Raw genomic sequence first — 15,398 nt, 5'->3', positions numbered from 1 at the left:
TCTTACCATGGTCTACGTGACCTATTGTTCCTATGTTTACGTGTGGCTTCGTTCTCTCAAATTTTGCCTTTGCCATCTTTCTTCCTCCTTCTTAATGTAAATATTTATTCTAAACCAGACAACTAGCAATAGATGATTATTAAATAATCATCTATTACTGCTGTCTGTAATTTGCTACTTACCTTCAATAATTTTTTGAGCTATATTGTTTGGTACTGGTTCATAGTGACTAAATTGCATAGTATAGTTACCACGACCTTGTGATTTTGAACGAAGGTCTGTTGCATAACCAAACATTTCAGCAAGTGGTACATAAGCTCTAATTACTTGCGCACCTGCTCTTGCTTCCATACCTTCAAGCTTACCTCTTCTTGAGTTAAGGTCACCCATTACATCTCCCAAGTACTCTTCTGGTACAACTACTTCAACTTTCATATATGGTTCTAAAAGAATTGGGTCACCTTTCTTCAAAGCATCTTTAATTGCCATAGAACCTGCTATTTTGAAAGCCATTTCAGATGAGTCAACTTCATGGTATGAACCATCATATAATTCAACCTTCAAGTCAACTACTTCATATCCAGCAAGTACACCATTTTCCATAGCTTCTCTTATACCTGCATCAACTGCTGGAATGTATTCTTTAGGAATAACTCCTCCAACGATTGAGTTAACAAATTCGTAACCTGTACCTCTTTCTTTAGGAGTAACTTTAATCTTAACGTGACCGTATTGACCTCTACCACCAGACTGTCTAGCAAACTTAGCTTCTACATCAACAGGCTTAGTAATAGTTTCTTTATATGCAACTTGTGGTTTACCTATGTTCGCTTCAACTTTAAACTCTCTTAACAATCTGTCAACTATAATTTCAAGATGAAGTTCTCCCATACCAGCAATAATTACTTGTCCAGTTTCTTCATCAGTATATGTCTTGAATGTTGGGTCTTCTTCAGCTAATTTAGCTAAAGCCATACCCATTTTTTCTTGTCCTGCTCTTGTCTTAGGTTCAATAGCAACTTTTATAACTGGCTCTGGGAATTCCATTGACTCAAGAATTATTTGATTCTTTTCGTCACAAAGAGTATCTCCAGTAGTTGTATACTTAAGACCAACTGCTGCTGCTATATCTCCAGCATAAACTTTGCTAATTTCTTGTCTTTTATTAGCATGCATTTCAAGTATACGACCTATTCTTTCCTTCTTACCTTTAGTTGAATTATATACATATGAACCTGATTCTAAAGTTCCAGAATAAACTCTAAAGAATGCAAGTTTTCCAACATATGGGTCTGCCATGATTTTGAAAGCTAATGCAGCAAATGGCTCATTGTCATCTGCTTTTCTCTCAGCTTCTTCTTCAGTATCTACTAATATACCTTTAACTGGTGGTATATCTAATGGAGAAGGTAAATATTCAACTACTGCATCAAGCAATAATTGAACACCCTTATTCTTATAAGCTGAACCACAAAGAACCGGAACAATCATATTGTTTATAGTTGCTTTTCTAAGTCCTGCTTTTATTTCATCAACAGTTAATTCTTCTCCTTCAAGATACTTCATCATTAATTCTTCATCTGTTTCAGCAACCGCTTCAACTAAAGCTAATCTATATTCTTCTGCTTTTTCTTTCATATCAGCAGGTATTTCTGTAGTTTCCATTTCTTTACCTAAATCATCTTTATATATTCTAGCGTTCATTTCTACAAGGTCTACAATACCAACAAATGTATCTTCAGCACCTATAGGCAGCTGAATTGGCACAGCATTTGCTTTTAATCTATCTTTCATCATTTGTACTGCATTGTAAAAATCTGCACCAACTATATCCATTTTATTGACAAATGCAATTCTTGGTACTCCATACTTATCAGCTTGTCTCCATACTGTTTCTGATTGTGGCTCAACACCACCCTTAGCACAGAAAACAGCAACTGCACCATCTAATACTCTCAAAGATCTTTCAACTTCAACAGTAAAGTCCACGTGACCCGGTGTATCTATAATATTTATTCTGTGACCAAGCCATTGAGCTGTTGTTGCAGCAGAAGTAATTGTTATACCTCTTTCTTGCTCCTGCTCCATCCAGTCCATTGTAGCAGCTCCCTCATGAACTTCCCCTATTTTATGAACTCTACCTGTATAGAAAAGAATTCTTTCTGTTGTAGTCGTCTTCCCAGCGTCTATGTGGGCCATAATACCAATGTTTCTCGTTTTTTCTAAAGGAAAGGCTCTAGACACCTTTGTTCCTCCCTTCTTTTAACATGCTATAGGAATCAAATATATATTATTATAGTAATACATCTTAATTAAATCTATATTAACTTTCTCAGTATTATTATTACCATCTATAATGAGCAAATGCCTTGTTAGCTTCTGCCATTTTATGAGTATCTTCTTTCTTCTTAACTGCAGCACCTGTATTGTTAGCAGCATCCATAATTTCTTTAGCTAGTCTTTCTACCATTGTTTTTTCTCCTCTTTGTCTAGCATAGTTAACTAGCCATCTCAATCCTAATGTTTGTCTTCTTTCTGGTCTAACTTCTACAGGAACTTGATAGTTAGCACCACCAACACGTCTAGCTTTAACTTCTAAAACTGGCATAACGTTATTCATAGCTTCTTCAAAAACCTCTAAAGGTTCTTTGCCAGTTCTCTCTCTTATAATATCAAAAGCTCCGTATACTATTCTTTGAGCAGTTCCCTTTTTACCATCTAACATTATATTATTAATTAGTTTTGTTACTACCTTACTACCGTAAATAGGATCTGGTAATACTTCTCTCTTTGGCACATTACCTTTTCTCGGCACTTTACTTCCCTCCCAAAAATTTTTTTATTCATCGGTACTCGACAACCTTACAAATTGCCGTAGTGCTAATGATTATATATATTATATAAAACCCCTCCTAAAAAGGAGGAGGTATATACTATCTTAAACTTCGGCATTTTAAAGTTACTTCTTCTTAGGTTTCTTAGTACCGTACTTAGATCTTCCTTGCATTCTGTTTTGTACTCCTGCTGTATCAAGAGTACCTCTCACGATATGATACCTAACACCTGGTAAGTCTTTTACCCTTCCACCTCTTATCAAAACAACACTGTGCTCTTGTAGGTTATGTCCTATACCTGGTATATAAGCTGTAACTTCTATACCATTTGTAAGTCTTACTCTGGCAACCTTTCTAAGAGCTGAGTTAGGCTTTTTAGGAGTAACAGTCTTTACAGCAGTACATACTCCTCTTTTCTGCGGTGAACTCATTTTAGTAGGAACTCTTTTTAATGAGTTAAAACCTCTTTGTAAAGCAGGAGCTGTTGATTTCTTTTCAACTTTCTCTCTACCTTTGCGTACTAACTGGTTTATTGTTGGCATTCCTCTACACCTCCTTCCAAGTATCCCATATTATATTTTAAATTGTGCGTAGCAACCAGTACTTACTTTAAAATTACTGCAGTTGCAGCACCAACATCAATCCCACATGCTTTTCCAAGTTTCTTCATAGAATCTACATATACTATTTGAACATTTTTTTCTTTAGCAATTTCAATTATATTTCTAACTACATGCTGTTCGCTATCTTTCGCTACAAATAAAGTTGCAACTTTGTCTTCATTAAGTGCTCTAGTAGACTGCTTTGTACCAACTTTTAATTTGTTTTGTTTTTTAAGTTCCATAAGGTGCATATAGCATCCTCCTTTTTAAACTCCTCGAAGGATTACATAGATTAATATGTAATCCTTCAAGTAGTATCAAAAGTCAACTATACTCAATTTGCACACTATATCATTTTAACACCAATACCCTTATATGTCAACATATTTACATAGAATCTATTCTCTACTCAATATTATTATCCATAGGTATTTTTTCTTCATTTAATGATATAGCAATATTTCTATACCTCTTCATTCCCGTTCCAGCTGGGATAAGTTTACCAATTATTACATTTTCCTTAAGTCCTATAAGTTTATCTTCTTTCCCTTTTATTGCAGCTTCAGTTAATACACGAGTAGTTTCTTGGAAAGAAGCAGCAGATAAAAATGACTCTGTAGCTAACGAAGCTTTTGTTATACCCAAAAGAACTCTCTTAAATGTAGCTGGTTTACCACCTTCTGCTATAACTCTATTGTTTTCATCTTCTAATTCATGAATACTTACAAGTCCACCAGGAAGTAAATTAGTATCTCCAGGTTCTTCAATTCTAACTCTAGAAAGCATTTGCTTAACTATTATTTCGATGTGTTTATCATTAATGTCAACACCTTGCATTCTATAAACTCTTTGTACTTCCTTAGTTAGATATTCTTCAACACCTTGAGCACCTTTTATCCTCAATATATCATGCGGATTGACAGAACCTTCAGACAACTCATCTCCAGCCTTAATGTACTGTCCTTCTTTAACTTTTATTCTTGAACCATATGCTATCTGATAAGTTTTAACTTCTCCATCATCTGACGTTACAATTACTTCACGTTTTTTCTTTGTATCCTTTATAGTTACAACTCCATCTATCTCTGAAATAATAGCAAGTCCTTTTGGTTTTCTAGCTTCAAACAATTCTTCTACCCTTGGAAGACCTTGAGTAATATCTGCACCAGCAACTCCACCAGTATGGAATGTTCTCATTGTAAGCTGAGTACCCGGCTCACCTATTGACTGAGCTGCTATTATACCTACTGCCTCACCTACATTAACAGGCTTTCCTGTAGCAAGGTTTTTACCATAACACTTAGCACAAACACCATGACGTGTCTTACAATTAAGAACTGTTCTAATCTTAACTTTTTTAATACCTGCTTCTATAATCTTTTCAGCTATATCTTCTGTAATCATCTCATCTTCTCTTACTAAAACTTCTTTAGTTTCAGGATGGACAACATCTTCTTTTGCATATCTTCCAGCTATTCTATCAAATAACGGTTCAATAAGTTCGTTACCATCCATAAATGCAGTAACTTCTGTACCTTCATCTGTACCACAATCTATTTCTCTAACTATTACATCTTGACTTACATCTACTAACCTTCTTGTCAAATAACCTGAGTCTGCAGTTCTAAGTGCTGTATCTGCCAACCCTTTTCTAGCACCTGTTGTAGATATAAAATATTCAAGAACTGAAAGACCTTCACGGAAGTTTGATTTAATAGGTATCTCAACAGTATGACCAGTTGCATTTGCCATAAGTCCACGCATACCAGCCAGCTGTCTTATCTGGTTTTTACTACCTCTCGCTCCTGAGTGAGCCATAATATACACATTATTTAATCTACCCAAGTTGTTCATCAAAGCATCAGTAACTTTAGCTGTAGTTTCCTGCCATGTCTTAATTACATTTTCATATCTTTCTTCATCAGATATTAAACCTCTTCTATATGCCTTTTTATATTTATCTACTTTTTCTTCAGCTTCAGAAATAAGTCTTTCCTTTTCTTTAGGTATTTCCATATCTGATACACTTATAGTAATAGCACCACGTGTTGAAAACTTAAATCCTAAAGCCTTTATATGGTCAAGCATCATTGCTGTAACTGTATTACCATGCTTTCTAAAACATTTATCGATAATTTTACCGAGGAATTTCTTATCAACTAATGTATCTATTTCAAGTGAATATTTATCTTTACTTCTATCTACAAATCCAAGGTCTTGAGGTATCTTTTCATTGAAAATAAATCTTCCTACAGTACTTTCAACTAATTTTCCCGGGTCATCTTTGTGAAGTTTTCTTCTGACCTTAACCCTTGAATGAAGCCCTACAACTTTATTTTCATACGCCATGAGCATTTCTTCATAATCTTTAAATATCATTCCGGCTCCAGGTTCACCTTCAACTTCGATAGTTAAATAATAACTACCTAAAACCATATCCTGTGTAGGTGTAGTAATAGGTGAACCATCTTTAGGTGCTAAAATATTATTAACAGAAAGCATTAAAAATCTTGCTTCAGCTTGAGCTTCAACTGTTAAAGGTACATGGACTGCCATTTGGTCTCCGTCAAAGTCGGCATTATAAGCTGTACAAACAAGAGGATGAAGTTTTATAGCTTTACCTTCGACTAAAATTGGTTCAAATGCTTGAATGCCAAGTCTGTGAAGTGTCGGAGCACGGTTAAGTAGTACAGGATGCTCTTTTATAACATCTTCTAATACATCCCAAACTTCAGGCTTTACTCTTTCTACCATTCTCTTAGCACTTTTAATATTGTGAACATAACCATCTTCAACTAACTTTTTCATGACAAATGGTTTAAAAAGCTCAAGAGCCATTTTCTTTGGCAATCCACACTGATAAAATTTAAGCTCTGGTCCAACAACTATAACAGAACGTCCAGAATAGTCAACACGTTTACCTAAAAGATTTTGACGGAATCTTCCTTGCTTTCCTTTTAGCATATCTGATAATGATTTTAATGGTCTGTTACCCGGTCCAGTAACAGGTCTTCCTCTTCTACCATTATCTATAAGTGCATCTACTGCTTCTTGAAGCATTCTCTTTTCATTTCTAACTATTATATCTGGTGCTCCAAGTTCTAAAAGTCTTTTTAATCTGTTATTTCTATTAATAACTCTCCTATATAAGTCATTCAAGTCTGAAGTTGCAAACCTGCCTCCATCAAGTTGAACCATTGGTCTAAGGTCTGGAGGTATAACTGGAATTACATCTAAAATCATCCACTCTGGCTTATTACCTGACTGTCTGAAAGCTTCTACAACTTCTAATCTTCTTATTGTTCTAACTCTTTTTTGACCTGAACTTTCTTTTAATTTAATTTTTAATTCTTTAGATAATTGTTCCAAATCAATTTTTTGAAGTATCTCTTTTATAGCTTCTGCTCCCATTCCTGCTTTAAAGGCATTTCCATATTTATCTCTGTATTCTCTGTATTCTTTCTCAGTCAATAATTGCTTAAAGCTCAAAGGAGTATTACCTGGGTCTATTACAATATAAGAAGCAAAATATAAAACTTTTTCTAAAGACCTTGGAGACATATCAAGCAGTATCCCCATCCTACTTGGTATTCCCTTAAAATACCATATGTGAGATACTGGGGCAGCAAGTTCTATATGCCCCATTCTCTCACGTCTAACTTTAGACTTTGTTACTTCAACACCACATTTATCACATATTACACCTTTATATCTTACTCTTTTGTATTTTCCACAATGACATTCCCAATCTTTTGTAGGTCCAAATATCTTTTCACAAAACAATCCTTCTTTTTCAGGTTTCAAAGTACGATAATTAATAGTTTCGGGTTTTTTTACTTCTCCCCTTGACCATTGTCTAATTTTTTCTGGTGAAGCTAAACCGATCTTTATTGAATCAAAACTATTAAGTTCGAACAAGGAGTTTCTCTCCCTTCTTTATTATAATGTAAAATAATTAGATAGTTTAATAATCATTAATCGTCATAGCTGTTAGAATTATTATAATTTATATCATAACTATCATCTTTTACAGAATAATTATTTTTTTCATCATCTACATTATTTTCTTGAACACTTTTATCAGCACTTTCATTGTCCTTATTATTTTGGTATGCGTTATCACTATCAATTAATAAATCTATTTCACTTGCATCATCATCGTCATTTTCTTTAATTTCTATTTCATCTGCATTTTCTGATAATACCTTAACATCCAAACATAAACTCTGAAGCTCTTTAATTAATACTTTAAACGATTCAGGAATTCCCGGCTCTGGAATGTTTTCACCCTTAACTATAGCTTCATAAGTTTTAACACGTCCTACGACATCATCAGATTTTACAGTCAATATTTCTTGTAGAGTATGAGCAGCTCCATACGCTTCTAATGCCCAAACTTCCATTTCACCGAATCTTTGTCCACCAAATTGAGCTTTACCTCCAAGAGGTTGTTGTGTTACAAGTGAGTATGGTCCTGTACTTCTTGCATGAATCTTATCGTCAACTAAATGATGAAGTTTTAACATATACATATATCCAACAGTTACTCTATTATCAAATGGTTCTCCAGTTCTTCCGTCATAAAGCTGTAACTTACCATCAACTGGATACCCACATTCTTCTAAAAGCTCAGCTATATCAGTTTCTTTAGCTCCATCAAATACTGGAGTAGCAACTTTCCATCCTAATTTTTTAGCAGCAAGACCGAGATGAACCTCTAAAACCTGACCGATATTCATACGTGAAGGTACACCAAGAGGATTAAGTACTACTTGAAGTGGAGTACCATCTTCAAGGAATGGCATATCTTCAACAGGCAATATTCTAGAAATAACACCCTTATTACCATGACGTCCAGCCATTTTATCTCCAACGCTTATCTTTCTCTTCTTAGCAATATATACCCTTACCAAGACATTAACTCCAGGAGGTAATTCGTCTCCATTTTCTCTAGTAAACACTTTCACATCTACAATTATACCTGATTCTCCATGTGGCACCTTTAAAGAAGTATCTCTAACTTCTCTAGCCTTTTCTCCAAATATTGCTCTTAGTAGTCTTTCTTCTGCTGTAAGTTCTGTTTCACCTTTTGGAGTTACTTTACCTACAAGTATATCCCCAGAAGTAACTTCTGCACCTATTCTAATAATTCCTCTCTCATCTAAATTCTTTAATGCATCTTCTCCTACATTTGGTATATCTCTTGTAATTTCTTCAGGTCCAAGCTTTGTATCTCTCGCCTCTGCTTCATATTCCTCTATATGAATAGAAGTAAGTACATCATTCATTACTAATTCTTCACTTAAAAGAATAGCATCCTCATAGTTATAACCTTCCCAAGTCATAAATCCTACTAATAAATTCTTTCCAAGTGCAATTTCTCCATTATCTGTAGATGGTCCATCTGCAATAATTTCCCCAGCTTTAACTTCATCCCCATTATCCACTAAAGGTTTTTGATTGATACAAGTTCCTTGATTTGAACGCTTAAATTTAAGCAGTTTATATTCGTCTTTTCCACCATCAGAATGTCTCTTTACAATTATCTTATCTGCAGTTACTCTTTCTACTATCCCATCATTTTTAGCAACAACTACAGTACCAGAATCTTTAGCAGCAATATACTCCATACCAGTACCTATAATTGGAGATTCAGTCTTAATAAGAGGCACAGCTTGACGCTGCATGTTTGAACCCATCAACGCTCTGTTAGCATCGTCATTCTCAAGGAATGGAATCATAGCTGTAGCAACAGAAACTATCTGTTGTGGAGAAACATCAACATAATCTACTTCAGAACTTGGTACAACGTCTATATCTCCACCTCTTAGTCTTGCAACCACTCTCTTATTTATAAATCTACCTTCTTCATCTAACGGTTCATTTGCTTGAGCAAATACATACTTTTCTTCTTCATCAGCTGTTAAATATTCTATTTCATCTGTAACTACTCCTCTTTCTTTATCAACTTTTCTGTAAGGAGCTTCAATAAATCCATATTCATTTATTCTTGCATAAGTACTCAGTGAGTTTATAAGACCTATATTAGGACCTTCTGGAGTTTCTATAGGACACATTCTTCCATAATGAGAATGATGAACGTCTCTTACCTCAAAACCAGCTCTTTCACGAGATAAACCACCCGGTCCTAATGCTGACAATCTTCTCTTATGTGTAAGCTCTGATAGAGGATTCGTCTGATCCATAAATTGAGAAAGCTGACTGCTTCCAAAAAACTCCTTAATAGCTGCAACAACAGGTCTTATATTTATAAGAGCTTGAGGAGTTATCGTATCCATATCTTGAATAGTCATTCTTTCTCTTACAACTCTTTCCATCCTTGAAAGTCCAATTCTAAACTGATTTTGAAGAAGTTCTCCTACTGAACGAAGTCTTCTATTTCCTAAATGGTCTATATCATCTACTCTTCCTACCCCATGAGGTAAATTTAATATATAACTCATAGTAGCTATAATATCGTCTATAATTATATGCTTAGGAACTAATTCGCCTATTTTTTCTCTTAATGCTTCTTTAATATCTTCTTCCGTAGTATAAGTCTCTAAAATCTTTTTCAAAGTTGGATAGTGTACTTTTTCAGTTATATTAAGATCATCAATATTAAAATCTATATGAGCCTTAATATCTACAAAATTATTTCCTATTACTTTTACTACTTTTTCATCTTCTCCATATATATTAACTGATTTTACTCCACTATTTTCAATTTTTTGAGCTGTTTCTTTATCAATTTTTTGTCCTTCTTGAACTAATATTTCTCCTGTATTTTCATCAACTACATTTTCTGCTGCAACAAATCCAACTATCCTATCTACTAAACTAAGTTTCTTATTAAATTTATAACGCCCAACTTTCGCTAAATCATATCTTTTAGGGTCAAAGAAAAGAGAGTTTATTAAACTACTAGCACTTTCAACAGTTGGAGGTTCTCCGGGTCTAAGTTTTTTATATACTTCAATTAATCCTTCTTCCTTTGACTTTACACTATCTTTCTCTAATGTCTTTAATAATCTCTCATCTTCTCCAAAAAGATTTATAATTTCTTGGTCTGTTCCATAGCCAAGAGCTCTAACAAATACTGTAAATGGTAATTTTCTCGTTCTATCTATCCTTACAGAAATAATTTGGTTTGAATCAGTTTCATATTCAAGCCAAGCTCCTCTATTTGGAATAACAGTAGTTGAAAATAATCTTTTACCTGTCTTATCTATTTGCACTGAATAATATGGACCTGGTGACCTTACTAATTGGCTTACAATTACTCTTTCAGCACCGTTAATTATAAAGGTCCCTTTTTCTGTCATAAGCGGAAAATCGCCCATAAAAACTTCCTGCTCTTTTACTTCCCCAGTTTCTTTGTTTATAAATCTTACCTTTACTTTAAGCGGCACAGCATATGTTACATCTCTTTCTTTACATTCTTCTTGGTCATACTTAGGTTTTCCATCTAATGAATAGTCAACAAATTCAAGTATTAAATTCCCAGTATAATCCTGTATTGGAGATATGTCGTTAAAAGCTTCCATTAAACCTTCTTCTAAAAACCATTTGTATGACCTCTTCTGAATTTCGATAAGATTTGGCATTTCAAGCACCTTATCGATTTTAGAAAAGCTCATTCTTGTTCCTTTGCCGACCTTAACAGGATGTGGCATTAATTATTCACCCCTTATAGTAAAATAAAAAGGTTTTGCAATATAACCTTTTATGTCTAAAGTTATATAATCAAACAAAATTTCTTTCAACAAAAGTAAATTTTATATTTAATTAAAAATCAAATAAAAAAACAGATTTTAATAAAGGCTTTAACTTGCTAGTATTTTTTTCCTTTTTTCATGTTACCTATATATTATTGGTTAATTTATACTTTTTTATACATGTTTAATTTCGCATATGTATGGCATTATACAATAGTAACATAAAAGCTAAATAATGTCAAGCTTCACTTCATTGTCAACTATAATTTTGAAATAAAAAAGATTAACTTACAAAATTAATCATTTGTTCAAAATACAACCTATATACCATCGATATTTAAAGCCCATATTAAAATCTGTTTTTTAATTAGATATAAAACAAAAAGGTACTCCAGATGAATCTGGAGTGCCTTTTAAAATGATATTAAATTACTTAAGCTCTACAGTCGCTCCTGCTTCTTCTAACTTAGCTTTCATTTGTTCAGCTTCTTCTTTAGATACTGCCTCTTTAATTGTACTTGGAGCACTGTCTACTAATTCTTTAGCTTCTTTTAATCCTAAACCAGTAATTTCTCTAACTACTTTGATTACACCAATCTTCTTAGCACCAGCGCTTGCTAATACTACATCAAATTCTGATTTTTCTTCAGCAGCTTCTGCTCCACCTGCTGCAGCACCTGCTACCATAACTGGAGCAGCTGCTGATACTCCAAATTCTTCTTCACAAGCTTCTACTAATTCTTTTAATTCTAAAATAGTCATACCTTTTATAGCTTCAATGATTTGCTCTTTAGTCATTTTAAAACACCTCCGAATTTTTTCTTTTTTAATTAAGCTTCTGCGCTACCTTCCTCATTTTTCTTATCAATGATAGCTTGCAATAAGTACGCAAAATTTGATAAAGGAGATTTGATACTTCCAAGGAATTTTCCAATAAGTACTTCTTTTGATGGAATATCTGCAATGGCTTTGATTTTTTCTAAATCGCAATATTCTCCTTCTACTATACCTGACTTTAGTTCAAGAGCTTCGTGCTTTTTAGAAAACTCTTTTACTATTTTCGCTGGCATAACTGGATCCTCATAACCAAAAGCAATAGCATTCGGTCCAGTCAAGTCCTTTTCAAGAGCTTCAAAATCAGTACCTTTTATAGCTATTTTAAGCAAATTGTTTTTATAAACTTTGTACTCTACACCTGCTTCTCTGAATTTTTTTCTTAATTCAGTAGCTTCAGCAACAGTTAATCCTCTATAATTAACTAATACTGCAGCCTGAGCTCTTGAAAGTTTATCTTTGATTTCTTCAACTTGAGCCTTTTTTATCTCTAAATTCTTTGACATCAAGTCCACCTCCTCTATTAAGCCTGTGGCGCCAAACCGATTCCAATAAATTAAAAAGCCTCTCTACCGTAGACATAGAGAGGCTTTGTATAGTCAATTTTAAAAAACATATACAATCTATCTCAATGACCTCGGTAGGCTCCAATTAAGCTGAATAATCAGCACCTACTGTCTACGGCTTAATTTCTATATTAAATTACAACAGTGTAATTATATCACTAACGGTATATTAAGTCAACACTTTTTATTTAACAATTTTTGCTGAATTTATTTTTATTCCAGGTCCCATAGTAGTTGTTACTGTTACACTTTTTAAATAAGCACCTTTTGCCGCAGCTGGCTTAGCTTTTATTATAGCTTCCATTATAGTATTAAAGTTATCCATAAGTTTTTCTTTTCCAAATGAAACTTTTCCAATAGGAACATGTATAATATTAGTCTTATCTAATCTATACTCAACTTTACCTGCTTTAATCTCTTTTACTGCCTTTTCAATGTCAAAAGTAACTGTTCCAGATTTTGGATTTGGCATTAACCCTTTAGGTCCTAAAATTCTACCCAATCTTCCAACTATACCCATCATATCTGGTGTCGCTACAACTGCATCAAAATCAAACCAGTTTTCATTTTGAATTTTAGCAACCATGTCTTCTGCACCAACATAGTCTGCTCCAGCTGCTTCTGCTTCAGAAGCTTTATCTCCCTTAGCAAATACTAACACTTTTTTAGTCTTACCTGTACCATGAGGGAGTAATACTGCACCTCTAACTTGTTGATCTGCATGTCTTCCATCTACTCCAAGTTTTACATGAAGTTCAACTGTTTCATCAAATTTAGCTTTTGCAATTTCAGGCACTAAAGCCATTGCCTCTTCAGGATCATATAATTTATTTTTATCTATAAGTTTTAAACTTTCCTGATATTTTTTACCTCTCTTTGCCATATTTCTCTACCTCCTTTGTGGTTTTAACGGTGTGATTTACCTCCCACACACGCAATAACTATTCTTCTACTACTATACCCATACTTCTTGCAGTACCCTTAATCATACTCATAGCCGCTTCTAAACTTGCAGCATTTAAGTCAGGCATTTTTAATTCTGCAATTTCTTTTATTTTATCAATAGAAACTTTTGCTACTTTGTTTCTATTTGGTTCACCTGAACCCTTCTCAATACCTGCTGCTTTCTTTAACAATACTGCCGCAGGAGGAGTTTTAGTAATAAAAGTAAATGATCTATCTTGATATACTGTTATTATAACTGGAATTATTAATCCAGCCTTATCTGCTGTTTTAGCATTAAATTCCTTACAGAATTGCATTATATTAACACCATGTTGTCCTAATGCTGGACCTACTGGTGGTGCTGGAGTAGCTTTTCCTGCAGGAATTTGTAGTTTAATCATACCTGTAACTTTTTTAGCCATATTTACACCTCCTTGTTATAATAAAACTAAATCTATATTAGTAAAGCTTTATAGCTTTTCAACTTGGTCAAATTCTAACTCAACTGGAGTTTCTCTACCAAACATTGAAATTAAAACTTTTAAAGTTTGTCTTTCTAAGTTAATTCCTTTAACTTCACCTATAAAGTTTTCAAATGGCCCAGAAATAACTTTTACATTTTCTCCCACTTCAATATCTATTGAAGGTAATTTATTATCTATACCCATATTACGCACTTCTTCATCGCTAAGAGGTATAGGTTTTGAACCGGGTCCAACAAAACCAGTAACTCCTCTTGTATTTCTTACTACATACCAAGACTCATCGTTCATAATCATTTTGACTAAAACATAACCTGGAAATATCTTTTTCTGCTTTGTCTTTTTCTTTCCATTTTTAATTTCTACTTTTTCTTCAGTTGGAACAACTATTTCATAAATTACATCTTCCATACCCCGGTTTTCTACAATTTTCTCAATGTTTGCCTTTACTTTGTTTTCATGACCAGAATACGTATGAACTACGTACCATTTAGCTTCTCTGTCAGACATTATATAGAGGATTATTACTTTACGTAATAATCACTCTTTCCCTCCCTTGCTATGAAATGCTATCTTATTAAAAATTTAAGTATTTGGCCAAAAATAGAATCAGCTATCCATATTCCTAAAGCCGCAAGTCCACAAGTTGCCAGTACAACTCCTGTATAAGACTTAAGTTCTTGTTTGTTTGGCCAATTCACCTTCTTTAGTTCTGCCCTTACACTTTTTAAAAATTTTCCTACTCCCACTTTTTTGGGAGCATTAGCTTGTGTTCCCATAATCTTTTCACACCCTTATAGTTAATTGTTTCTTTTATGCACAATAACCATAAAATTTTCGAAAGCTATTTTGTATACCTTTAAAACATAATCAAAACATTATATTACTTAGTTTCCTTATGAACAGTATGCCTTTTGCAGAATTTGCAGTACTTTTTCATTTCTAATCTATCTGGGTCATTCTTTTTATTTTTTGTCGTATGATAATTTCTCTGCTTACATTCTGTGCAGGCAAGTGTTATCTTCACTCTCATTTTAACACCTCCTAATACAACCTCTACTATCACAAAAGAAAAATCTGTCAATTAGTACACACTTCGCACCATGATAACATTACTAATTTAAACTAACATAATTTCTATTGATTGTCAATACAGTTTGATAAACAAAATATCTCTATGCATTTAATTTAATATAGTATAACCATTTTTTTGAATCATATTGCAATAAAAATTGCAATAAAAGTTTTTTTCATTTTAATAGGACTAGGATTATACCTAGTCCTATTAATTTTATCATTTTAAACTTACCAATAGCTAAAACTACTCAATAATTTTAGCAACAGCACCTGCTCCTACTGTTCTACCACCTTCACGAATTGCAAATCTTAATCCTTCTTCGATTGCAATTGGTGTGAT

General features: G+C 33.5%; 14 protein-coding genes and 1 other annotated feature. All 14 genes read right to left on the bottom strand.

The genetic code is table 11. The annotated features are described in order from the left end of the window. Positions 1–174 precede the first annotated feature (174 nt). Positions 175–2,244 carry an elongation factor G gene (gene fusA / locus BUA90_RS11660; RefSeq protein ID WP_072968773.1) on the bottom strand — a complete coding sequence of 690 codons (2,070 nt, stop codon included), beginning with the start codon at positions 2,242–2,244 and terminating at the stop codon, positions 175–177. A 100-nt stretch (positions 2,245–2,344) separates the two neighbouring features. Continuing rightward, a complete protein-coding gene (gene rpsG / locus BUA90_RS11655; protein WP_072968772.1) occupies positions 2,345–2,815 on the bottom strand; it encodes a 30S ribosomal protein S7 in 471 nt (156 codons plus the stop codon). Positions 2,816–2,959: 144 nt separating this feature from the next. After that, entirely contained in the window at positions 2,960–3,376 is a 417-nt protein-coding gene (gene rpsL / locus BUA90_RS11650; RefSeq protein WP_072968770.1) for a 30S ribosomal protein S12, read from the bottom strand. 62 nt (positions 3,377–3,438) lie between these two features. Further along, positions 3,439–3,687: a ribosomal L7Ae/L30e/S12e/Gadd45 family protein gene (locus BUA90_RS11645; RefSeq protein ID WP_242945093.1), complete on the bottom strand. Its 249-nt coding sequence runs from the start codon at positions 3,685–3,687 to the stop codon at positions 3,439–3,441. 154 nt (positions 3,688–3,841) lie between these two features. Next, on the bottom strand, positions 3,842–7,354 hold the full coding sequence (rpoC, locus tag BUA90_RS11640; RefSeq protein WP_072968769.1) for a DNA-directed RNA polymerase subunit beta': 3,513 nt from the start codon (positions 7,352–7,354) through the stop codon (positions 3,842–3,844). Positions 7,355–7,410: 56 nt separating this feature from the next. After that, the gene (gene rpoB / locus BUA90_RS11635) at positions 7,411–11,112 is read right to left on the bottom strand and encodes a DNA-directed RNA polymerase subunit beta (protein ID WP_072968767.1); all 3,702 of its coding nucleotides are present in this window, start codon (positions 11,110–11,112) and stop codon (positions 7,411–7,413) included. A gap of 471 nt (positions 11,113–11,583) precedes the next feature. Continuing rightward, positions 11,584–11,952: a 50S ribosomal protein L7/L12 gene (gene rplL / locus BUA90_RS11630; RefSeq protein ID WP_072968765.1), complete on the bottom strand. Its 369-nt coding sequence runs from the start codon at positions 11,950–11,952 to the stop codon at positions 11,584–11,586. Between the two features lie 32 nt (positions 11,953–11,984). Then, a complete protein-coding gene (rplJ, locus tag BUA90_RS11625) occupies positions 11,985–12,494 on the bottom strand; it encodes a 50S ribosomal protein L10 (RefSeq protein WP_072968763.1) in 510 nt (169 codons plus the stop codon). A gap of 42 nt (positions 12,495–12,536) precedes the next feature. Next, positions 12,537–12,690, bottom strand: a sequence feature (ribosomal protein L10 leader region). Positions 12,691–12,738: 48 nt separating this feature from the next. Further along, positions 12,739–13,437 carry a 50S ribosomal protein L1 gene (gene rplA, locus BUA90_RS11620; RefSeq protein WP_072968762.1) on the bottom strand — a complete coding sequence of 233 codons (699 nt, stop codon included), beginning with the start codon at positions 13,435–13,437 and terminating at the stop codon, positions 12,739–12,741. 58 nt (positions 13,438–13,495) lie between these two features. After that, the gene (gene rplK / locus BUA90_RS11615; RefSeq protein WP_072968760.1) at positions 13,496–13,921 is read right to left on the bottom strand and encodes a 50S ribosomal protein L11; all 426 of its coding nucleotides are present in this window, start codon (positions 13,919–13,921) and stop codon (positions 13,496–13,498) included. Positions 13,922–13,969: 48 nt separating this feature from the next. Continuing rightward, the gene (nusG, locus tag BUA90_RS11610; RefSeq protein ID WP_072968758.1) at positions 13,970–14,491 is read right to left on the bottom strand and encodes a transcription termination/antitermination protein NusG; all 522 of its coding nucleotides are present in this window, start codon (positions 14,489–14,491) and stop codon (positions 13,970–13,972) included. Between the two features lie 59 nt (positions 14,492–14,550). Next, the gene (gene secE / locus BUA90_RS11605) at positions 14,551–14,760 is read right to left on the bottom strand and encodes a preprotein translocase subunit SecE (RefSeq protein ID WP_072968757.1); all 210 of its coding nucleotides are present in this window, start codon (positions 14,758–14,760) and stop codon (positions 14,551–14,553) included. A gap of 104 nt (positions 14,761–14,864) precedes the next feature. Further along, positions 14,865–15,014, bottom strand: coding sequence for a 50S ribosomal protein L33 (gene rpmG, locus BUA90_RS11600; RefSeq protein WP_072968755.1), 150 nt, complete (start codon positions 15,012–15,014; stop codon positions 14,865–14,867). 288 nt (positions 15,015–15,302) lie between these two features. Beyond that, a partial coding sequence (locus BUA90_RS11595) for an EF-Tu C-terminal domain-related protein (RefSeq protein WP_330390746.1) occupies positions 15,303–15,398 on the bottom strand: 96 nt, incomplete at its 5' end.

Origin of the sequence: Caminicella sporogenes DSM 14501 (genome assembly GCF_900142285.1) — a bacterium.
Classification (GTDB): domain Bacteria; phylum Bacillota; class Clostridia; order Peptostreptococcales; family Caminicellaceae; genus Caminicella; species Caminicella sporogenes.
This window is presented reverse-complemented; position numbering and strand designations above follow the sequence as displayed.

Bases quoted from the DNA above. Each gene is read 5' to 3' on its own strand.
- rpsL (WP_072968770.1), bottom strand. From the start codon at position 3,376: ATGCCAACAATAAACCAGTTAGTACGCAAAGGTAGAGAGAAAGTTGAA.
- BUA90_RS11645 (WP_242945093.1), bottom strand. From the start codon at position 3,687: ATGCACCTTATGGAACTTAAAAAACAAAACAAATTAAAAGTTGGTACA.
- rpoB (WP_072968767.1), bottom strand. From the start codon at position 11,112: ATGCCACATCCTGTTAAGGTCGGCAAAGGAACAAGAATGAGCTTTTCT.
- rplL (WP_072968765.1), bottom strand. From the start codon at position 11,952: ATGACTAAAGAGCAAATCATTGAAGCTATAAAAGGTATGACTATTTTA.
- rplJ (WP_072968763.1), bottom strand. From the start codon at position 12,494: ATGTCAAAGAATTTAGAGATAAAAAAGGCTCAAGTTGAAGAAATCAAA.
- rplA (WP_072968762.1), bottom strand. From the start codon at position 13,437: ATGGCAAAGAGAGGTAAAAAATATCAGGAAAGTTTAAAACTTATAGAT.
- rplK (WP_072968760.1), bottom strand. From the start codon at position 13,921: ATGGCTAAAAAAGTTACAGGTATGATTAAACTACAAATTCCTGCAGGA.
- nusG (WP_072968758.1), bottom strand. From the start codon at position 14,491: ATGTCTGACAGAGAAGCTAAATGGTACGTAGTTCATACGTATTCTGGT.
- secE (WP_072968757.1), bottom strand. From the start codon at position 14,760: ATGGGAACACAAGCTAATGCTCCCAAAAAAGTGGGAGTAGGAAAATTT.
- rpmG (WP_072968755.1), bottom strand. From the start codon at position 15,014: ATGAGAGTGAAGATAACACTTGCCTGCACAGAATGTAAGCAGAGAAAT.